Source organism: Streptococcus mitis, from assembly GCF_946190155.1.
In the GTDB taxonomy this organism is placed as follows: Bacteria; Bacillota; Bacilli; order Lactobacillales; family Streptococcaceae; genus Streptococcus; species Streptococcus mitis_CL.
The window spans coordinates 343,761-364,248 of the sequence record NZ_CAMHZL010000001.1; the positions used below are offsets into that span (position 1 = coordinate 343,761).

Consider the following 20,488-nt stretch of genomic DNA (forward strand, 5'->3'; position numbering starts at 1 on the left):
AGACGCTCATTATGAACGTCTATCATTTAAATGAATATTGAGTTTAGAATTCCATTTCGAATTTAATCAGGTCTGCTTAGGTGCAAATACTGCACTTTTATTGCACTTTTTATTTTTTTAAATATAATTTATTCGATTTTATACGTTTCCAAAATCCTTGATATTACAGCATTTTCGCTTATATGCCATACCCTTAAAACAGAGTGGGAATAGAGTTAATGAGTTAAAAAAAGCCTAGAAATCAATATGAACTGCACCCCAAAAGTTAGACAGAAAAAATCTAACTTTTGGGGTGTTTTATTATGAAATTGAGTTATGAAGATAAAGTTCAGATCTATGAACTTAGAAAACAAGGATATAGCTTAGAGAAGCTTTCAAATAAATTTAAGATAAACAATTCTAATCTTAGGTACATGATTAAATTGATTGATCGTTACGGAATAGAGTTCGTCAAAAAAGGGAAAAATCGTTACTATTCTCCTCATTTAAAACAAGAAATGATTAATAAAGTCTTACATGAAAACTGGTCTCAAGATAGAGTTTCTCTCAAATATGCTCTCCCAAATCGTGGTATGCTTCCAAATTGGCTAGCACAATATAAGAAAAACGGGTATACTATTGTTGAGAAAACAAGAGGGAGACCAACTAAAATGGGACGTAAACGGAAGAAAACCTGGGAAGAAATGACAGAACTAGAGCGACTCCAAGAGGAGAATGAACGCTTACGGACTGAGGTGGCCTACCTAAAAAAGTTAAAAGAGCTGGAAGACAGGGACGAAGCCTTAGAGCGAGAAAGGCAGAGACAATTAGAGAAATGGCTTCAGGAGGATTTCGACTAGATTTACTTCTTGAAACAGCACGTTTAGCTCGCTCAACTTACTATTATCAGTTGAAACAACTGGATGGGCTTGATAAAGATAAAGAGCTTAAAACCGAAATTCAGGCCATTTATAATGACCATAAAGGAAATTATGGCTATCGTAGAGTTACTCTTGAATTGAGGAATCGTGGTCATATAGTAAACCATAAGAAGGTCCAACGTCTGATGAAAGTCCTTGGTTTAACAGCTCGAATTCGCCGGAAACGAAAGTATTCTTCCTACCAAGGAGAGATTGGTAAGAAAGCAGAGAATCTCATTCAACGTCAGTTTGAAGCATCAAGGCCAATGGAAAAGTGCTATACGGATGTGACAGAGTTTGCCATTCTAAATAGCACACAGAAACTCTATTTATCGCCAGTTTTAGATGGATTTAATAGCGAAATTATCGCCTATAATCTTTCAACTTCACCAAACTTAGAACAAGTGAAAGCTATGTTAAACCAGGCCTTTACAGAGAAACACTACGAGCATACGATTCTCCATAGCGATCAAGGCTGGCAATACCAACACGATTTTTATCATCGGTTCCTAGAGAGTAAGGGAATTCAAGCATCCATGTCACGCAAGGGCAACAGCCCAGACAATGGCATGATGGAGTCCTTCTTTGGCATTTTGAAATCTGAAATGTTTTATGGTTATGAGAAGCACTTTAGGTCTTTAGAAGACCTTGAACAAGCTATTGTGGACTACATTGATTACTACAACAACAAACGAATTAAAGTCAAACTAAAAGGACTTAGCCCTGTGCAATACAGAACTAAATCCTTTCAATAATTATTTGTCCAACTTTTGGGGGTCAGTACATCATATAGTGAGATTTATCTTTGGATAAAAAATAGTGTAGGCTGAAGAGAATTCTTTAAAACTAGCTTGCTACAATTATTCTTTGTCAGATTTAAATGAAGTAACAATAGAAAATAAGAACGGAAATAGATTTTCCTGTAAGATAATACCGCTGGATCATGAACTTCAGTGGTATTATTTTTTATGATCTTAATATTAGGAAAATTTTTCAACCCCTACTCCTCTTTTTAAATCCCTGAAACCATGCTATAATATAGTAACTATAGATCCAATAACCTGACTATAAAAGTCAGCGATAAAGATTTCTTACATCATCCGTAAGTATTATTCTACTCTGATTCATATTATAATGAAAGTAACAAAAAATGGAGGTGTTTCACATGGACACAATTTTACGAGTAGAATCATTAAAAAAGTATTATGGGAAAGGTCCCAATATTACCAAAGCCTTGGATAGCATATCTTTTCAAGTTGTAAAAGGTGAGTTCTTAGGAATTATGGGGAGTAGCGGTTCTGGGAAAACAACTCTTCTTAACTGTCTAGCCACAATCATCAAGCCAACTGACGGTTCCATTCAAATGCAAGAAAAGTATTTAGGTCAGTTAAAAGGGAGCCAATTAGCAGATTATAGAGGCAAGGAAATTGGCTATCTTTTCCAGAATTTTGAGCTTTTGGACAATCTGACTGCCAAAGAGAATATTTTACTTCCCTTATCTTTGCACAAGGTCGATGCTAATGAAAGCAAGGTTCGGTTAGAATTGCTTTCCCAGTATCTGGATATTTCTGAACTTCTAAATAAGTTCCCATCTCAATTATCAGGTGGTCAACGGCAAAGGGTAGCTGCTGCGCGCGCCTTAATTTTAGACCCTAAGATTGTATTTGCGGACGAGCCCACAGGGGCTTTGGATTCAAAAAATGCGACCATTTTGATGCAAAAATTATCCGAAATGAATCAAGTGGAAGAAACTACCATTCTCATGGTGACTCACGATTCCGTAGCAGCTAGCTTTTGCAACCGCATCTTGTTTATCCAAGATGGAAAACTATTCCATGAAATCCGTCGCGATTATCCAAGAGAAAGTCAAGAAGACTTCTACCACAGAATACTAAAGGTCATGGCTGCACTAGCTGGAGGTGATGGTAGTGTTTTCTAAATTAGTCTCAAGAAATAGCAAGAGAGATCGAAAAAATAACGGCTTGTATTTCAGTTCTATGGTTCTGTCTATTATCTCCTTTTACATCATCCTTTCTTTGTCTCATCAAGATGTGATGCACTTTCTAAAACAAATAGAAAGTGACGCTGTAAATAAACTCTTTAGCATGATTCCCATTCTTTATGTAGCAACGCTCTTTATTCTCTTTTTTCTAGTTTACTTCTCAAGCAGTATGCAGATGGAAAGGAGAAAACATGAATTTGGTGTCTATCTCACACTGGGAATGCGAAGAAGCAAACTGTTCTTGCTACTTCTGCTCGAGGATTTGAGAAACAGTGTCCTTGCCCTTGGAATAGGACTTCCTATTTCCATCTTAATTTCAGAATTGATTAGCCTAATAACCGCTAAAATTGTGGGACTAGGGATTATTGAACATCAATTTTCTCTATCTACCACAGCTCTACTCTATACAGTCATCGGCTTCCTAGCCGTAAAATTAGCTGTTTTTGTCCTTTTAAGTGCAAAGACTGCCAATATGGAAATCGGAAACCTGCTCGCCTATTCTCCTTCTGGGATGAAGAAACTACTCCCCAAGGGGGTGTACCTTCTTGCTTCTGTCCTCGGAATTTTGCTTCTAGGAACAGCCTATTACATGGGTATGAGTGGACGAGCTTGGGAAAATGTCATAACAATGGGCATCACCGTTCTCTTAGGAACTCTGGGAACTATCCTACTCTTCTTTGGTATGCGTTTATTTATAGACTTTTTGGTCAAGCTTGGAAACAATCGAAAACTTCATGCCTATAATTTTAGACAGATTCAGGAATTAGTTATCCAACGCTCAACTATACTGGCTGTCTGCTCCCTCTTAATTTTCTCTGCCTTGTGCCTCTTTGGAGCAGGTGTGGCCATTACAAGCGGCAATCCAGGCAATCAAACCCACGTATTGGATTATACATTTAGAGATAGCAAGCAGGAAACAGATGAAAATCTTGATGTAAATGCAGTTAAAAAAGAGCTTGAAGCTGCCGGACTAGTATCACAGTTTTCAAAGATTCTGCAAATTAAAGTAGGCCAAACTAAAGAATACGAATCCGTGTCCTTTGAAGAGGTCATCAAGGAGTTGAAAAATCAAAAAGACAACAAGAACAAGGAAATTTTGCTCCATAAATTTAAACAGTCTACTAATTCCCACCTCATACCAGTTTCCGAATACAATGAACTTAAAAAGGCTGCCAATCTTCCTCCTCTAGAACTAACTAATAAGGAAGCATATTTGTATATGGGGAAAGATTTTCTGCCAGATGAAAGTCTCGTCAACTCTGTCCTAAAGACAAAGCCTCAAATCAAAGTCATGGGAAATGATGTAAAATTGATTGGCGAGGTGGAGTCTTTGCCAATCGTAACGGATCATGAGATAACCCTCTCTGTCGCTCTCATAGTTCCAGATGAGATTTTTATGAGCTATACAGACGGTCGCTATTCGAACTATGTTAGCGGTATCTTGGCTCCTGAGCTAGTCAAGGAAAAAGGCTTGATGAGAGCTATCTCAGATACCAATGAAAAGCTAAATCAAACCTCTCTTGGCTATGAAAGCTATATACAAAATATGGGAAGACAATTGTTTTACATTATCTCTGCCAGCTATGTCACCATCTATCTGTCTATCATCTTCCTTGTTGTCGCAAATACAATTATCGGCGTTCAGTTTTTGATGGGACAAAGACAATCCTATAGACGATACCAGACCTTAATCCATCTTGGTGCCAACTACGAAACTCTTTGTAAATCGTCAGAAAAGCAAGTCAACTGGTATTTCGGTCTACCAATAGCCCTTGCACTTATCAGTAGTAGCTTCGGAGTGAGCTCCCTCCTCACAGGAATAGTGCCCACTAGCGCAAGAATGGTTATGGGGCAGAGATTTATCACAGCCATGCTGATCGTACTGCTCTTAGCTGGCTTTGAAGTCATCTATATCAGAATTGTAAAGAAAAATAGCAACAAGTACTTATTGTCATTAATGGAACCCAAAAGAGATGAATAAGGTAGAATAAGGTAGAATAAAATAGGAAAAGGAGGAACCGATATGAAGCATATTCTAGTTATTGAAGATGAAGCCTTGATTCGAGATGAAATTGTCATCTTGTTAGAGAAAGCGGGTTATCAAGTTGATAAGTTGACTGACTTCAAAGATACAAGCCAGCAAGTGCTGCAATACGATACAGATCTAATCATACTGGATTTGAATTTGCCAGGAGAAACAGGTTTTCAAATTTGTAAAAATCTCAAGTCAAAACGCTCTGTCCCTATATTGATTCTCACTTCCCGTGAACAATTAAAAGATGAAATCTACGCCCTGAAATTAGGGGCAGATGAGTATCTAACAAAGCCTTTCAAGAAAGAAAGATTTTTGGCACGTATAGAAAATATCTTGAAACGCTATGAAGGCAGACAAAATCTACTTGAAAAAGATAATTTTCTGCTTGATAGACAGACCTATACCCTTTATATCAATGGACACTCGATTTTACTCCCCCAAAATCAAGGGAAATTGTTAGAAACTTTATTAGTGGCAACTGATTCTGTCGTCACAAAAGAAGAACTAAGCATGAAACTGTGGAATACAACTGAGTTCATCGATGAAAATGCCCTTCAAGTAAATATTGCAAGACTCAAAAAGGTGATGAAACAGGCTGGTATTGCACTTCAAGTCAAGTCCGTCAGAGGTATCGGTTACAAATTGGAAGAGGAAAGGGAATATGAAACAGAATCCTAAATATTTGGCTACCTATCTGCCTTGGTTACTTGTTCTCTTAGCATTTGATTTATTCACAGCTGTCCTGCTTTGGCTTTCAGACGTGAGAAAGTTTCAAGCCCTCATCATTCTCTATCTTTTAGCTACTGTCCTGCTCTTTTTCATCCTATCATTCCTACTGATAAGAAAAGAAAGAAAAAAATCCGCTGCCTATAAAGCCTTCATAGCCAATCCCAAGGTCGATACTGAGCTGGAATTATTGCGTTTATCAAGTGCCTCAGAGAAAGAAAGCATCGAAGAAATCGCAAATGCGCTTTACCAAAGGCAAGCGGAAATAGGAAAGCTCAACTCATTACTAGCCGAATACGAGGACTATGTTGAAAAATGGGCTCATGAAATCAAACTCCCTCTATCGCTTCTTTCCCTCCTTTTGGACAATCAAAGTGACCAGTTGCCAAAGGATACAACTTTTAAGTTGGACTATGTGAAAAATCAAATCCAAGGAAATGTATCACAGATACTATTCTATTACAGGGTGAAAAGTGAAAAAAATGATTTTCTATTTGAAGACCTTGACCTCCAAGAGTGTATCCAAGATCTTTTGGAAAACTTTGATCCCTTGCTCAAAGAAAAGAAATTTACGATTCAGCTAGAGAACATACAAGGAATCTGCTACACCGATCAACGCAGTTTTGAATTTATCCTCTCTCAAATACTCGCCAACGCCCTTAAATATAGCTCTGACAAGCCCGAACTCAGTATTTCTATGTCAAAAGATAAGGGGCGCACAAGTCTGATTATTAGGGATAATGGTTGCGGAGTTAAAGCTTGTGACCTCCCTCATATCTTTGAAAAAGGCTTTACAGGTGATTCAGGTGATACAAGGAAAAAATCAACAGGTATGGGGCTCTATCTAGTCAAACAATTAGCAGATGCTTTAAAAATCGAAATCACAGTAAATTCCGAATGGATGCAAGGGTTTGAAATCTCTCTTTCTATTTAGTCAATTTTTCGATTAAGAAAATTGCCTAATCATAGAAAGCACATATGCTATATCAAAAAGGAAAGCACTTCTGCTTTCCTTTTTTATTTGCGTTTCTTCTTCGCTTTCTTCATTTTGTTAGCCATGCGTTTCATGGACTGTTTCATAGCAAATTCACCGATTTTACCTTTTAGTCCACCACCAAACATCTGGCTCATATCTGGCATTCCCGCTCCTCCTAGAGCTGATAAGTCAGGCATACCACCTTGTCCCATCATTCCTTCAAGGGCAGACATATCCATTCCTCCCATATTTGGCATATTTTTAGGAAGATTGTTTGGATTGATTCCCATCTGCTTCATCATCTTGTTCATATCTCCAGACATAACACCTTGCATGAGCTGTTTAGCCTGGTTAAAGTCTTTGATGAATTTATTGACTTCGACAAAGGTATTTCCAGAACCTGCAGCGATACGACGGCGACGGCTTGGATTTAGCAAATCTGGATTTTCACGTTCTTCAGGTGTCATTGAAGACACAATAGCACGTTTGCGAGCAATCTGGCGTTCATCTACCTTCATGTTTTGAAGGGCTGGATTGTTAGCCATACCTGGAATCATCTTGAGCAAGTCTTCCATCGGCCCCATATTTTGCACCTGATCCAACTGATCAATGAAATCATTGAAATCAAATGTGTTTTCACGCATCTTCTCAGCCATTTCAAGGGCTTTTTGCTCATCGTATTCTTGAGAAGCTTTCTCAATCAAAGTGAGCATATCCCCCATACCAAGGATACGGCTAGACATGCGATCTGGGTGGAAGGTTTCGATATCTGTAATTTTTTCACCTGTACCAGTGAACTTGATTGGTTTTCCAGTGATGTGACGAACCGATAGAGCCGCACCACCACGAGTATCCCCATCAATCTTGGTAAGGATGACCCCAGTGACTTCCAACTGAGCATTAAACTCACGCGCAACATTGGCCGCTTCTTGACCAATCATGGCATCAACCACGAGGAGAATTTCGTTTGGTTGAGCCAATGCTTTTACGTCACGAAGTTCATTCATCAAAAGCTCATCAATCTGCAAACGACCTGCCGTATCAATCAAGACATAGTCATTATGATTAGCTTGGGCTTGTTCCAAACCTTGACGAACAATCTCAACAGCTGGAACCTCTGTTCCAAGAGCGAAAACCGGCACATCAATCTGTTGACCCAGAGTTTTCAACTGGTCAATAGCCGCAGGACGATAAATATCCGCCGCTATCATCAAAGGACGAGCATTTTCTTCTTTCTTGAGTTTGTTGGCCAATTTACCAGCAAAAGTTGTTTTACCAGCCCCCTGTAAACCAACCATCATGATGATTGTAGGAATCTTAGGTGACTTGATAATCTCTGCCGTATCAGAACCTAAAACAGCTGTCAATTCCTCATCAACGATTTTGATAATTTGTTGCGCAGGATTAAGGGTATCAATGACTTCATGTCCTACTGCACGCTCACGAACTTTCTTGATAAAGTCCTTTACAACAGGCAAGGCAACATCGGCCTCAAGCAAGGCCAAGCGAATTTCTTTGGTTGCCTCTTGGACATCAGCTTCAGAGATTTTTCCTTTTTTACGTAGATTTTTAAAGACGTTCTGCAAACGTTCTGTTAAACTTTCAAATGCCATTTTTCTTCCTCTTATTCTCTATTATCAATGCTTGTTAAAACTTCTATCTGCTCCTGCAGAAAGTTATCCTTGGGATAGCGCTCCAAAATCTGGTCAAAAATCTGACTACGGACAATGTAGTCCGAGTACATGTGCAATTTCATCTCATAATCTTCCAGAATCTTTTCTGTCCGCTTGATATTATCATAAACAGCCTGACGACTGACACCAAATTCCTCGGCAATTTCGGCAAGGCTATAATCATCAGCGTAGTAGAGCTCGATATAATTCATTTGCTTATCTGTCAAAAGCGCCGCATAAAATTCAAAGAGCGCATTCATACGGTTGGTTTTTTCGATTTCCATAACTTTTATTATACCAAAAAATCTATTATACTTCTACATTAGAAGTCATTCTAATAAAGATAGAAAAATAAAGGTAAGTTCTAAAAGCAACTTCCACATGACTTTTCAACGTAGAATTTTTTTCGATTTTTGCTTTCTTTTGAGGGGCAAGCGACTTTTTCCCCGTGTTTTTCAGATCCAAGCCAATCTCAACTTCCAGTTGCCACTCATGAACCCAACTTACTTGCCTAGAACTTAGTGAGTATATTTGTGGTTATTGTCTGCGACCATACATAATACGAATCCCATCAATGAAAATCTCAGTTTAGTCAACAAAGAAAAGTCCTTAGAAACTTGTAGTCTAAGGACTTTTCTTTCAACTGACTTTAGTGTTTTACTTTTACCCAATCACACTTCCGTTTGGTACAGCTGAATCAACTGTAAGAAGGGTTAATTGTCCATCATGTTCAGCTGAGAGAATCATCCCTTGACTGACATATTTCTTCATCATCTTGCGTGGTTTGAGATTGGCAACGATTTGAACTTTCTTGCCGACCAATTCTTGTTCATTTGGATAGTATTTTGCAATCCCAGAAAGAATTTGACGATCTTCACCATCACCAGCATCCAAGCGGAATTGAAGCAACTTATCTGAACCTTCTACTTTAGACACTTCTTTGACTTCTGCGACACGGATTTCAACCTTTTCAAAGTCTTCAAACTTGATTTCTTCCTTGTTTAGTTTGAGTTCAACTTCGTCTGGGTTCCACTCTTTTTCGACTACTGGTTTGTTACCTTCCATTTGTTCCTTGATATAGGCGATTTCTTCTTCCATATCCAGACGTGGGAAGATTGGTGTTCCTTTGTCAACTACTGTTACACCCTCAGGGAAATCAATCAAGCTCAAGTTCTCAAGGCTAGCAACTTCTGCTAAACCAAGTTGAGTCAAAACTGCACGACTGGTTTCCATCATAAACGGCTCAATCAAGTGAGCGACGACACGAAGGCTAGCTGCCAAGTGGCTCATAACACTTGCCAATTGATCACGAAGTGCTTCATCCTTAGCCAAGACCCATGGTGCGGTCTCGTCGATGTATTTGTTGGTACGAGAGATAAGAGTCCAGACTGCTTCAAGAGCACGTGGGTAGTCAACTGCTTCCATGTAGGTGTGGTAATCAGCGATTGATTGTTCTGCGACGTCAGCAAGAGCATGGTCAAACTCTGTTACACCCTCTACATAGGCAGGGACTTGCCCGTCAAAGTACTTATTAATCATAGAAACAGTACGGTTGAGGAGATTTCCTAGGTCATTAGCCAATTCATAGTTGATACGGCCTACATAGTCTTCAGGAGTAAAGGTTCCATCTGAACCAACTGGAAGGCTACGCATGAGGTAGTAGCGCAGTGGATCTAGTCCATAACGCTCTACCAACATTTCAGGGTAAACGACATTCCCTTTAGATTTAGACATTTTGCCGTCTTTCATGACGAACCAACCGTGAGCAATCAAACGATCTGGCAATTTGATATCCAACATCATAAGAAGGATTGGCCAGTAGATTGAGTGGAATCGAAGGATGTCTTTTCCTACCATGTGGAAGACTGTTCCATTCCAGAACTTGTCAAAGTTACCATGTTCGTCTTGACCGTAACCAAGAGCTGTCGCATAGTTAAGAAGAGCATCAATCCAAACGTAGACAACGTGTTTAGGATTTGATGGTACCGGAACACCCCATGTAAAGGTTGTACGAGAAACTGCCAAATCCTCTAAACCTGGCTCGATAAAGTTGCGAAGCATTTCATTCAGACGACCATCTGGAGTGATAAATTCAGGATGAGCTTTGAAAAATTCTACTAGACGGTCTTGGTATTTGCTGAGACGAAGGAAGTATGATTCTTCAGATACCCATTCAACCTCGTGTCCTGATGGAGCGATACCTCCTGTTACATTTCCGGCTTCATCACGGAATACTTCTGCAAGTTGGCTTTCTGTAAAGAATTCCTCATCTGATACTGAATACCAACCAGAGTATTCACCCAAGTAAATATCATCTTGAGCAAGCAAGCGTTCAAAGACCTGCGCGACAACTTTTTCATGGTAGTCATCAGTTGTACGGATAAATTTATCGTATGAGATATCTAGTAATTGCCAGAGTTCTTTGACTCCAACAGCCATACCATCAACGTAGGATTGTGGTGTAATTCCAGCTTCTTCTGCTTTTTGCTGGATTTTTTGACCATGCTCGTCAAGACCTGTCAAATAAAAAACATCGTAGCCCATCAGGCGTTTGTAACGTGCTAGGACATCACATGCGATGGTTGTGTAGGCAGATCCGATATGAAGTTTTCCAGATGGATAGTAAATCGGCGTTGTAATATAAAAATTCTTTTCAGACATAATTTTTCCTTTCCAGGCAAATGAAACCTGTTTTTCTAACACTTCATTATATCACATTTTTAATGATTTTCGATAGGGAAATCCATACAAAAACAAGATAGACGAGTGTCCATCTTGTTGATTCTATTCATAACGAAGAGCTTCAATTGGATCAAGTTTCGATGCCTTGTTGGCTGGCAAAACTCCAAAAATCATACCCACGCTAGCCGAAACTGCAAGACTAAATAGGGCAACCGGGATTGACACTCCTACTTCTATACCCGCAATCAATCCTTGCAAGAGTATGCCAGCTATAGCGGTTAAGCCTGTCGCAATGGTTAAACCAATGACTCCACCAAGCAAGGTCAATATCATGGATTCAATCAAAAACTGGATTAAAATATTAGCACGTGTTGCACCCAAAGCCTTACGGAGACCAATCTCACGGGTACGCTCTGTAACAGAAACCAGCATGATGTTCATAACACCAGTCCCTCCAACAAAAAGTGAAATTCCTGCAATGGCACTAATAATCGTAGTTATAAAGCCGAACAGTTGTTGTACTTCTTGGAAGGCTGCAGTCGCATCTGCCACCTGATACTCCCCTTGCTGAAGACCAGCAATCTCGGTCAATTTTCTAGCTAATTCTGGTCCCACTGTTGGTGTCAAACTTGTATCATTGACACGGAAGACAATATCAGAAATTTCATCCATATTGAAGTTATTGGCAAGAGAAATATTAGTCGTAATTGGAAGTCCACCAATACCAAAAGTCTTGGCAGTCTTGGCCTCATCGCTGGTATAGACACCAATGACACGATAGCTAAAGCCACCGACATCTATAACCTGGTTAACAGCTTCTTGAGCAGATCCAAACAGGCTATTAGCAAGTTCTTGGTCTAGCAAAATGACACTGGCCACATCTTTATAATCCTGAGCTATGAAACTGCGGCCTGCAACAATTTCATTTTCAACCGCCTTCATGTAAGTAATATTTCCACCTGTTAAGCTAGCACGATCCACTTTTTTGTCTTTATAAGACAGGGTGGTATTGGTCGAGTTGGTTACATAGTAACTATCTACACCTTTAACTTTAGCAGCCTCCTTGACCCAAGCTTCTTGTGGTTTTGGTGGTTCCACAGGAACTTCCTCTTCTTTCCCAGAAACTGTCAATGCTGATTGTTTTTGGGTAAAAGAGCCATCTTTACTTTTAATAGGTGAGAAAAAAACATGGATATTCTTCTGTGACTTGGTCATATTTTTATTGACCTGACGAGACATAGAATCTCCCAGAGCCATAATCACAACAACTGATGAAACACCAATGATAATCCCAATCATAGTGAGAAAAGAGCGCATTTTATGTGCCATGATAGATGAAAAGGCAAATTTCAGATTCTGCATCTTAGTTTTCCTCCTTTTCTAACTGAGCACTATCAGATGAAATAACTCCATCTCGAATGACAATCTGGCGTTTGGCATAAGCAGCGATCTCAGGCTCATGCGTTACCATGATAATGGTTTTTCCTTCTTTATTTAGTTCAACCAATAGTTGCATAATTTGATTCCCTGTTTTGGTATCCAAGGCTCCTGTCGGTTCGTCCGCTAGAATAATAGAAGGATTATTTACCAAGGCACGCGCAATAGCCACACGTTGCTTTTGACCACCAGATAATTCCGAAGGCAAATGGTGACTACGTTCTGTCAATTCAACTTTATCTAGATATTCCTCAGCTAACTTGCGCCGTTTTGAAGCCGAAACTCCTGCGTAAATTAAGGGTAATTCTACATTTTGCAGAGCATTGAGTTTCGATAGAAGAAAGAACTGCTGAAAGACAAATCCGATTTGTTGGTTGCGGACCTTGGCTAGTTGTTTTTCACCTAGTCCAGCCACTTCTTGACCTTCAAGATAATACTCTCCACTGGTTGGTGTATCCAACATGCCAATCGTGTTCATGAGGGTTGACTTACCAGAACCAGATGGTCCCATGATGGCAACAAATTCACCCTCATTCACTTCTAGGTTGATATTTTTGAGAACCTGCAGTTCTTGGTCACCGTTACGGTAGCTTCTGCAGATATTTTTTAGACTAATTAGTTGCTTCATCAGCCTTCACCTCTTTTCCTTCCTCTAGAGAAGACGTTGGGTTACTGATGACCTTGACTCCATTTGTCAGACCTGAAGTGATTTCTTGGTTGTCTGCATCAGCATTGCCCAAACCAACTTCCACTTTCTTGGCCTTTTTCTGCTCGTCAAGTACCCAGACATAGTTCTTATCATTTTCAGTCACAACACTTGTTAAAGGAACCAGAATAGCTTTACTCTTATTCTTAACCTCAACACTTACTGAGAATCCTTGTTTCAAGTCACCGATTTCACTTGTAACATCGATGGTATATGGATATTTAGAACCAGAATTACCACCTGCTGCGGCAGTAGCTGCACTTGCTGCTTCACCATTGTTTTTAGGGTAGTCAGAAATGTAGCTAATCTTACCAGTCCAGCTCTTATCTTGGTAAACTTTAGAAGTAAAAGTTACTTCTTGACCTACAGATAAGTTAGCGAGGTTATATTCAGATAGTTCCCCCTTAACTTGCAAATTTTCATTGCTAACGACATGAACTACCACCTGGCTAGCTCCAGTTGGAGATTTAGAAACATTGTGGTTGACTTCTACCACAGTTCCCTCTAGTGTACTGAGAACCGTCATGGCATCCAACTGACTTTGAGCTTTACTTAATTGTGCTGCTGCATCTGCACGAGCATCACGAGCATCACCTAGTTGCGCATCAATAGATGACACTGCATTTCCTGAGACTGGAGCTGGAGTTTGCCCTGCAGCTCCTTCGCCTCCTGCTGGCGTTGGCAACTGTGGAGCGGGAGCTGAAGCGGCTTCATTTCGTGCTTGATTGAGTTCGTTGATATGACGGTCTGCCTTAGCTACTGCTCGACTAGCTGAATCATAGGCAGCCTGTGCTTCTGAACTACTGTACTTGACTAAAGCCTGTCCTTCGCTGACTTTATCACCCACAGAAACAAGGATTTCATCTAAATCTCCCTTACTAGCATCAAAATAAACATATTGTTCATTTTTTGCTGTTACTGTCCCTGATAATAGAACAGAGGATGCCACGCTTCCTTCCTTAGCAACAACAAGATGAGTAGGCTCATCTTTTACAGCTGTCTGAGATGGTTGTCTAAAGAGCAAAATCCCTCCAGCCCCCAATACAACTACACTTGCAGCACCAATTGCTGCATACAATTGCCACTTTTTAGCTTTGCGATTCTTTTTCATAATGAAACTCCTTTTTGATTTAAAGTCCTTAACAATATTATACAAAAACTACCAAATATTAACAATAACAATTCAGAACGAAATAATGACATTTCAGGATTTGATTATTGTTCGGAATCTATTTTTATTGCCATTGTACTAGTTATATAATACACTTTATTTTTCCTTTTTGCAAGCCTTTTCTTTAATTTTTTTGAACGTAGCAGATTTTTGCAATCAGATAAAAAAAAAGATAGAATATGACTATCAAAAAATGACACTCTACTATTTAAAAGAGTATAAAGGAGTTTTCAATGAGAGAATATGATATCATTGCTATCGGTGGAGGTAGTGGAGGAATTGCTACCATGAACCGTGCTGGTGAACACGGAGCCAAAGCGGCCGTTATTGAGGAAAAGAAATTAGGTGGAACCTGTGTCAACGTCGGTTGTGTTCCTAAAAAAATCATGTGGTACGGGGCGCAAATCGCTGAGACTTTCCATCAATTTGGAGAAGACTACGGCTTTAAGACTACTGATCTTAACTTTGACTTTGCAACCCTACGTCGTAATCGTGAAGCCTATATCGATCGCGCTCGTTCTTCTTATGATGGCAGTTTTAAACGCAACGGTGTAGACTTGATTGAAGGTCACGCTGAATTTGTAGATTCTCATACTGTCAGCGTAAATGGTGAACTGATTCGTGCTAAACATATCGTGATTGCGACTGGTGCCCATCCAAGTATTCCAAATATTCCTGGTGCTGAACTAGGTGGCTCTTCTGATGATGTATTTGCCTGGGAAGAATTGCCAGAGTCAGTTGCTATTCTAGGCGCGGGTTATATTGCCGTTGAATTGGCTGGCGTACTCCACACCTTTGGTGTCAAGACAGATCTCTTTGTTCGTCGCGACCGTCCTTTACGTGGTTTTGATTCTTACATCGTTGAAGGTCTGGTAAAGGAAATGGAAAGAACAAACTTGCCACTTCATACTCACAAAGTCCCTGTCAAGTTAGAAAAAACTGCTGAAGGCATTACCATTCATTTCGAAGATGGTACTAGTCACACAGCTAGCCAAGTTATCTGGGCTACTGGTCGCCGTCCAAACGTTAAAGACTTGCAACTTGAAAAAGCTGGAGTAACTCTGAACGAACGTGGCTTTATCCAAGTGGATGAATACCAAAATACTGTTGTTGAGGGAATCTACGCTTTAGGTGATGTAACAGGCGAAAAAGAACTAACTCCAGTTGCTATCAAGGCTGGACGTACTTTGTCTGAGCGTCTCTTTAACGGAAAAACAACTGCTAAAATGGACTACTCAACTATTCCAACTGTTGTCTTTTCACACCCTGCTATCGGAACTGTTGGTTTGACAGAAGAACAAGCTATTAAAGAATACGGTCAAGACCAAATCAAGGTTTACAAATCAAGCTTTACGTCCATGTACTCTGCTTGCACTTGCAATCGTCAAGAAACTCGTTTCAAATTGATAACAGCTGGTTCAGAAGAAAAAGTTGTCGGACTTCATGGAATTGGCTACGGCGTTGATGAAATGATTCAAGGATTTGCCGTTGCTATCAAAATGGGAGCAACCAAGGCAGACTTTGATGCAACTGTGGCGATTCACCCAACTGCATCTGAAGAATTTGTAACTATGCGTTAATCGAAATAAAAGAAGCCGATACAAATGTGTCTGCTTCTTTTTTGATGTTTTACGAAATGATGAAAACAACTTACCCAGTCAGCAAATCGGCCGTTACAGTTTTTGTTACCTTGTTTTAAAAAATTGGTTGACAATAATTGCTCCACGAGTATAATAGTTACTATACATCAGAAAAGAGGTTAACTATTTTGAAAAAAGCTCACGTTTATGCTATCCCTGCTATTGGGGCTGCTCTCATTGCTGTTTTGGCACAAATCAGTCTTCCAATTGGACCGGTTCCCTTTACTCTGCAAAACTTTGCAATCGGCTTGATTGCTACTGTCTTTAGACCGAGAGAGGCTGTACTTTCTGTTGGACTCTATCTTCTTCTAGGTGCAATCGGTCTTCCTGTCTTTGCAGGAGGTGGAGCTGGATTTCAGGCTTTAGTTGGCCCTACTGCGGGCTATCTTTGGTTTTATCTTGTATACTCTGGACTTACCTCTTCTCTAACTAACAGTGATAGTGGTTTTGTCAGAATTTTTCTAGCAAATCTCTTGGGAGATACACTTGTTTTTGTCGGTGGGATTCTCAGTTTACATTTTTTTGCTGGAATGGCATTTGAAAAAGCTCTTGTTGTAGGGGTATTTCCCTTTATCATTCCAGACCTTGGTAAACTTCTGGCTATTAGTTTTATTAGCCGTCCGCTACTTCAACGCCTTAAAAATCAGTCTTACTTTGCTAACTAAAAAAGGATATCGAGTTGTCATGACTCAGTATCCTTTTCTTTCATTTTGAAAACTTAGTTGCCTTTAAAGGCATCCACCATCGTTTGAAATTCTTCATTTGAGAGAGTGATCCCTTTACCCATTTTAGTATGATCTGGGCTCCAAGCACGAATATCAAACTTTGCAGGAGCACCATTAAAGCTCACACGGTTGATTTCCTTGGTCCAACCTTTTTCGTTTTCAGAAAGAGTCAACAAGTGCTCTTCGATTTCAAATGTAAATTCTGCCATTTTCTTCTCCTTTTTTAGCTTTCATTTGATTATTCGTAAAATCTTGTAGATTTTAGGAAAATTTTATATAATATTGATATAAAAGAAGGGAGGCCACTATGAGACATAAATTCCAGCAAGTTCTAGATAAAATACATGACTTTTTAAATGGACATGACCAATCAGACCAGACTGAAAGCAACTCCCTTACAGCCACTATTGAAGAGGCTATCCAGAAACAAACCGCTGTTCACCTTATCTTGTCTGAGACAAGTTTTACAGGTGACATCATCAAATACGATCAGCAACGCCAGCAAATTATCGTGAAAAATTTTGCCAAAAATGTGACCCGTATTATCCGCATAAGCGATATTCAACGCCTGCGATTTGTCCCTTCAACTGTCCAAACAGCCCAAAAAAATAGATTTAAGAAAGAGTGAGATGTAGTTGCTTCATCCCACTCTTTTTTCTTAGCGAATTTGTTCAAAATGTAAATGAACTGCGATATGATCTCCATAACCACTTCTTTCCAAGTCACGTTGTAGACGATAGGAAATGTAGTGTTCTGCAATGGTAATGTATCCTGCACCCAGTAGACGATGTTCAACCATAGACTGAATCATGCTAATGGTAGCACGTTCTACCTTGGCTTCTTCCAAGTCCAAAACCACTTTCTTAGTGACTTGTGCAAGGTTTTGACGCAAATCATCTGTCAATACATAGACAGTTTGTGCTGCCTTTAAGATAGCTTGGTAAATCTTATCTGGATTAAATTCAGCAATTTCTCCATCACGTTTGATTACTTGCATAGGTATCTCCTTTATTCTTTGTTTTCTTTGATTTCTGCCAGCATTTTTTCTTCTTCTGCTGTCAGTTGATAATTTTCTAACAAATCCGGTCTGCGCTCGTAGGTTTTCTTTAAGCTCTCATACAATCGCCACTGACGAATCTTTTCATGGTGCCCGCTCATCAGTACATCTGGCACGACCATGCCTCGATAATCATAGGGACGTGTGTACTGAGGATATTCAAGAAGGCCAGAAGAAAAACTATCATCTTGGTGACTAGATTCCTTGCCAATTACTTCTGGAATCAGGCGAACCGTCGCATCTATCATGGTCATGGCCGCCAATTCTCCTCCAGTTAAGACATAATCACCTAGAGAAATCTCATCTGTCACCAAGGTCTTAATCCGCTCATCATAACCCTCGTAGTGGCCACAAATAAAGATTAGCTCATCTTCTTGAGCCAAATCCTCGGCATAAGCCTGATCAAACTGCTTGCCAGCTGGGTCTAGAAGAATGACGCGCGGATTTTTCTTTTCAATAGCATCAAAGGCATCGAAAATTGGTTGGGCGCGGAGTAACATCCCCTGACCACCTCCATAGGGCTCATCGTCGACATGGCGGGCCTTTTCAGCGTATTCTCGAAAATTATGATACTGGATATCCAGGAGCCCCTTTTCTCGAGCCTTTCCGACGATTGAGTGCTCAAGCGGAGAAAACATCTCTGGAAAGAGGGTTAAAATATCAATCTTCATCGTCTAACCCTTCTAAGATTTCCACATCGACCCGTTTATTTGGAATATCAACATTGAGAACCACTGGTGGGATATAAGGCAAGAGCAAGTCACGCTTGCCTTTTCGCTTTACCACCCAGACATCATTAGCACCTGGTTGTAGAATTTCCTTGATGGTTCCAACCAAATTATCGCCCTCATAGACTTCCAAACCGATAATCTCGTGATAATAGAATTCACCATCGTCTAGGTCATTAAGGTCTTCCTCAGCAACCTTCAAACTAAAGCCCTTGAATTTTTCAATAGCATTGATATGGTACATATCTTTGAATTTAATAATGTCAAAGTTCTTGTGTTTACGGTGGCTAGCGATAGTCACTGTTTGGACAAATTGATCCTTCTCATCAAACAAGGCCAGCTCAGCCCCTTTTTTAAACCGTTCTTCTGCAAAATCTGTCACAGACAAGACTCGCATCTCACCCTGCAACCCCTGCGTATTGACGATTTTCCCAACATTAAAGTAGTTCATCTTGTCTCCTGTACTCTATTTCTTTCCATCTTATTCGAACAATTCTCGAATAATAGTCACAATTTTTTCTGATTCTGACCATTGTAAATAATGGTGATTCCCTCCTAAAATAAGTTTAGTATTGGAAGTCCAATATTCTGATTCTCTGTACTCTTTTTCTCTATAAGGCTGACAAAAAATAAATACAGGGACATGAGATTCTATCGATACATTCTCAAAATCTTCCTCAGTAATCTCTCCAGATATATGAAATCCAGTATCTTGATTTTCCAACTCTGAACCTTTTTCTTGAATTATTTCCCAGATTTCTTTATTAATTTCAGGGATAAATGTTGCTTGAGTTAAGTTCTTAAAATAAAGTTCAGGACCAAATTCTTCAATCAGTCTCATTTGCTCTTCCATTTCTGGATAGGGATCTTCTGAAAAATCAGCAAACATGACTTTTTTAGTTGTCGGTTCAATTGCTAGTAAAGCCTGACACTTAATTGGTTTGTTGAGCAATTTGCAAGCTAAAATTCCACTCAAACTATGTACACAAAGTATATATTCAGAAATCGCCAATTCTTCAAATAGTTCATAAACTGCATCTGCAAGATTATCCAGATTTTTTCCAGCTTGGTCATGAATCGGACTCCTACCTGTGTTCGGAAAATCAATAGTCAAATAACCAATTGTAGGAGGAAGTTTTTCAAGTATAAGTGAAAAATTTTCATAACTTGGTAGCAAACCTGCACCACTTAAACAAACTAGCATTTTCTTTTGCTTTTGATAAGTAACAGAGAGACTACCAATTTCTGTAGATACTTCAATCCTCTTCATAAAGAAATCCACTCGTTCTATATAATGAATTATTAAAAACCCTTATCCTTTATTTTAACACGTTCCAAGGATTTTCTCAAGTTGGAGGAAGATACATAGAGATGTCGCTATAGTCCAAAAAGTGCTAATAGTTTCCTCTTTAATGTTAATTTATATTTGAAAGATGAGATATTCACATTCCCATTATACATATTACTATAAAATGTATACTCGCCAATTTCACCCTGACTTGTTTTCCATTTCATTCTTAAACTAGGCATATTCTCTGGTAAATTTGTATGAATCAATAAGCATGTATAATTCTTTAAATTTTTAACTGTATGCAGTTTATCATTATCAACTAAACGATTACTTTTTGAATCATAGATTAAAGAATAAAATTCTATAATTTCAATATCAACTTCCTTTGGATAAAAAATCAAATGGTTATAATGTTTATCATTTTCATCATGTTTAAACTCATATATATGATGAAATCTCGTATGTAAGGAATCAAATTCGATTGGTTTAATTACCTGAATTTCGATATTATTGATATAGGCCTTATTCTGAAAACTAATTTTTAAAATTACACCTATAAAAGTCGAAATCTGTAAAATTCGCAATAACCAATCAATGTACATTGCCCAATCTATGTTTAAAATACAATCAATGTTCATTCTTTTCCAGTCCCCCTTTAAAAAGCCTTCCAAATCACGTTCATGTTGGTACTTAATGGCTGCAATTTTACACTTCTCGCAAAAAAAGCGAGACATCCGTCC

20 protein-coding genes are annotated in these 20,488 nt (G+C 39.2%); 8 read left to right on the top strand and 12 right to left on the bottom strand.

All coding sequences use genetic code 11. The features are described 5' to 3' along the window. The first annotated feature begins 302 nt into the window (after positions 1-302). The 5 genes from N8O80_RS01645 (at position 303) to N8O80_RS01665 (ending at position 6,596) form a co-directional block, all read left to right on the top strand. A protein-coding gene (locus N8O80_RS01645) for an IS3 family transposase (RefSeq protein ID WP_261026566.1) occupies positions 303-1,654 on the top strand; the annotation gives its coding sequence in 2 pieces (ribosomal slippage) (positions 303-744 and positions 744-1,654; 1,353 coding nt in all). 410 nt (positions 1,655-2,064) lie between these two features. Next, positions 2,065-2,838 carry an ABC transporter ATP-binding protein gene (locus tag N8O80_RS01650; protein WP_261026568.1) on the top strand — a complete coding sequence of 258 codons (774 nt, stop codon included), beginning with the start codon at positions 2,065-2,067 and terminating at the stop codon, positions 2,836-2,838. Next, positions 2,822-4,882: an FtsX-like permease family protein gene (locus tag N8O80_RS01655; protein ID WP_261026571.1), complete on the top strand. Its 2,061-nt coding sequence runs from the start codon at positions 2,822-2,824 to the stop codon at positions 4,880-4,882. Before N8O80_RS01650 ends, N8O80_RS01655 begins: the two co-directional genes overlap by 17 nt. 42 nt (positions 4,883-4,924) lie before the next feature. Next, the gene (locus N8O80_RS01660; protein WP_061590096.1) at positions 4,925-5,614 is read left to right on the top strand and encodes a response regulator transcription factor; all 690 of its coding nucleotides are present in this window, start codon (positions 4,925-4,927) and stop codon (positions 5,612-5,614) included. Continuing rightward, a complete protein-coding gene (locus N8O80_RS01665) occupies positions 5,598-6,596 on the top strand; it encodes a sensor histidine kinase (protein WP_115904270.1) in 999 nt (332 codons plus the stop codon). The genes N8O80_RS01660 and N8O80_RS01665 overlap by 17 nt, the downstream gene beginning before the upstream one ends. Before the next feature lie 83 nt (positions 6,597-6,679). Here the strand turns inward: N8O80_RS01665 and ffh are convergent, their stop codons facing one another. The 6 genes from ffh to N8O80_RS01695 form a co-directional block, all read right to left on the bottom strand. Beyond that, entirely contained in the window at positions 6,680-8,251 is a 1,572-nt protein-coding gene (ffh, locus tag N8O80_RS01670; protein ID WP_000863612.1) for a signal recognition particle protein, read from the bottom strand. Between the two features lie 11 nt (positions 8,252-8,262). Further along, positions 8,263-8,595, bottom strand: a complete 333-nt coding sequence (locus N8O80_RS01675) for a putative DNA-binding protein (RefSeq protein ID WP_049486921.1) — start codon at positions 8,593-8,595, stop codon at positions 8,263-8,265. Between the two features lie 379 nt (positions 8,596-8,974). Next, positions 8,975-10,972, bottom strand: a complete 1,998-nt coding sequence (gene metG / locus N8O80_RS01680; RefSeq protein WP_261026580.1) for a methionine--tRNA ligase — start codon at positions 10,970-10,972, stop codon at positions 8,975-8,977. A gap of 123 nt (positions 10,973-11,095) precedes the next feature. Continuing rightward, a complete protein-coding gene (locus N8O80_RS01685) occupies positions 11,096-12,355 on the bottom strand; it encodes an ABC transporter permease (RefSeq protein ID WP_125409963.1) in 1,260 nt (419 codons plus the stop codon). 1 nt (position 12,356) lies between these two features. Further along, positions 12,357-13,058: an ABC transporter ATP-binding protein gene (locus tag N8O80_RS01690; protein ID WP_000811471.1), complete on the bottom strand. Its 702-nt coding sequence runs from the start codon at positions 13,056-13,058 to the stop codon at positions 12,357-12,359. Further along, positions 13,042-14,250 (bottom strand): efflux RND transporter periplasmic adaptor subunit, encoded by a 1,209-nt coding sequence (locus N8O80_RS01695; RefSeq protein ID WP_261026617.1) that lies wholly within the window; start codon positions 14,248-14,250, stop codon positions 13,042-13,044. Before N8O80_RS01695 ends, N8O80_RS01690 begins: the two co-directional genes overlap by 17 nt. A 290-nt stretch (positions 14,251-14,540) precedes the next feature. Between N8O80_RS01695 and gor the strand changes: the two genes are divergently transcribed. Both gor and N8O80_RS01705 read left to right on the top strand, forming a co-directional pair. Further along, complete coding sequence (gene gor, locus N8O80_RS01700; protein WP_261026583.1) at positions 14,541-15,887, top strand: glutathione-disulfide reductase; 1,347 nt, start codon at positions 14,541-14,543, stop codon at positions 15,885-15,887. A 188-nt stretch (positions 15,888-16,075) separates the two neighbouring features. Beyond that, entirely contained in the window at positions 16,076-16,612 is a 537-nt protein-coding gene (locus N8O80_RS01705) for a biotin transporter BioY (RefSeq protein ID WP_261026584.1), read from the top strand. Between the two features lie 53 nt (positions 16,613-16,665). Here N8O80_RS01705 and N8O80_RS01710 read toward each other — a convergent pair whose 3' ends face one another. Further along, complete coding sequence (locus N8O80_RS01710; protein WP_000807422.1) at positions 16,666-16,881, bottom strand: YdbC family protein; 216 nt, start codon at positions 16,879-16,881, stop codon at positions 16,666-16,668. 98 nt (positions 16,882-16,979) lie between these two features. Between N8O80_RS01710 and N8O80_RS01715 the strand changes: the two genes are divergently transcribed. Beyond that, positions 16,980-17,300, top strand: a complete 321-nt coding sequence (locus N8O80_RS01715) for a hypothetical protein (protein ID WP_143952271.1) — start codon at positions 16,980-16,982, stop codon at positions 17,298-17,300. 30 nt (positions 17,301-17,330) lie between these two features. On the opposite strand, the gene N8O80_RS01720 is transcribed toward N8O80_RS01715, so the two are convergent. The 5 genes from N8O80_RS01720 to N8O80_RS01740 form a co-directional block, all read right to left on the bottom strand. Continuing rightward, positions 17,331-17,669 (bottom strand): ATP cone domain-containing protein, encoded by a 339-nt coding sequence (locus N8O80_RS01720; RefSeq protein WP_001196040.1) that lies wholly within the window; start codon positions 17,667-17,669, stop codon positions 17,331-17,333. Positions 17,670-17,680: 11 nt separating this feature from the next. After that, positions 17,681-18,400: a tRNA (guanosine(37)-N1)-methyltransferase TrmD gene (gene trmD / locus N8O80_RS01725; protein WP_000686930.1), complete on the bottom strand. Its 720-nt coding sequence runs from the start codon at positions 18,398-18,400 to the stop codon at positions 17,681-17,683. After that, positions 18,390-18,908: a ribosome maturation factor RimM gene (rimM, locus tag N8O80_RS01730; protein WP_261026589.1), complete on the bottom strand. Its 519-nt coding sequence runs from the start codon at positions 18,906-18,908 to the stop codon at positions 18,390-18,392. Before rimM ends, trmD begins: the two co-directional genes overlap by 11 nt. 30 nt (positions 18,909-18,938) lie before the next feature. Next, positions 18,939-19,727: an alpha/beta fold hydrolase gene (locus N8O80_RS01735; protein WP_261026591.1), complete on the bottom strand. Its 789-nt coding sequence runs from the start codon at positions 19,725-19,727 to the stop codon at positions 18,939-18,941. A gap of 107 nt (positions 19,728-19,834) precedes the next feature. Then, entirely contained in the window at positions 19,835-20,482 is a 648-nt protein-coding gene (locus N8O80_RS01740; protein WP_238395607.1) for a hypothetical protein, read from the bottom strand. Positions 20,483-20,488 lie beyond the last annotated feature (6 nt).

Coding starts and splice junctions, on each gene's coding strand:
- N8O80_RS01650 (WP_261026568.1), top strand. CDS start 2,065: ATGGACACAATTTTACGAGTAGAATCATTAAAAAAGTATTATGGGAAA.
- N8O80_RS01655 (WP_261026571.1), top strand. CDS start 2,822: ATGGTAGTGTTTTCTAAATTAGTCTCAAGAAATAGCAAGAGAGATCGA.
- N8O80_RS01660 (WP_061590096.1), top strand. CDS start 4,925: ATGAAGCATATTCTAGTTATTGAAGATGAAGCCTTGATTCGAGATGAA.
- N8O80_RS01665 (WP_115904270.1), top strand. CDS start 5,598: ATGAAACAGAATCCTAAATATTTGGCTACCTATCTGCCTTGGTTACTT.
- ffh (WP_000863612.1), bottom strand. CDS start 8,251: ATGGCATTTGAAAGTTTAACAGAACGTTTGCAGAACGTCTTTAAAAAT.
- N8O80_RS01675 (WP_049486921.1), bottom strand. CDS start 8,595: ATGGAAATCGAAAAAACCAACCGTATGAATGCGCTCTTTGAATTTTAT.
- metG (WP_261026580.1), bottom strand. CDS start 10,972: ATGTCTGAAAAGAATTTTTATATTACAACGCCGATTTACTATCCATCT.
- N8O80_RS01685 (WP_125409963.1), bottom strand. CDS start 12,355: ATGCAGAATCTGAAATTTGCCTTTTCATCTATCATGGCACATAAAATG.
- N8O80_RS01690 (WP_000811471.1), bottom strand. CDS start 13,058: ATGAAGCAACTAATTAGTCTAAAAAATATCTGCAGAAGCTACCGTAAC.
- gor (WP_261026583.1), top strand. CDS start 14,541: ATGAGAGAATATGATATCATTGCTATCGGTGGAGGTAGTGGAGGAATT.
- N8O80_RS01710 (WP_000807422.1), bottom strand. CDS start 16,881: ATGGCAGAATTTACATTTGAAATCGAAGAGCACTTGTTGACTCTTTCT.
- N8O80_RS01715 (WP_143952271.1), top strand. CDS start 16,980: ATGAGACATAAATTCCAGCAAGTTCTAGATAAAATACATGACTTTTTA.
- N8O80_RS01720 (WP_001196040.1), bottom strand. CDS start 17,669: ATGCAAGTAATCAAACGTGATGGAGAAATTGCTGAATTTAATCCAGAT.
- trmD (WP_000686930.1), bottom strand. CDS start 18,400: ATGAAGATTGATATTTTAACCCTCTTTCCAGAGATGTTTTCTCCGCTT.
- rimM (WP_261026589.1), bottom strand. CDS start 18,908: ATGAACTACTTTAATGTTGGGAAAATCGTCAATACGCAGGGGTTGCAG.
- N8O80_RS01735 (WP_261026591.1), bottom strand. CDS start 19,727: ATGAAGAGGATTGAAGTATCTACAGAAATTGGTAGTCTCTCTGTTACT.
- N8O80_RS01740 (WP_238395607.1), bottom strand. CDS start 20,482: ATGTCTCGCTTTTTTTGCGAGAAGTGTAAAATTGCAGCCATTAAGTAC.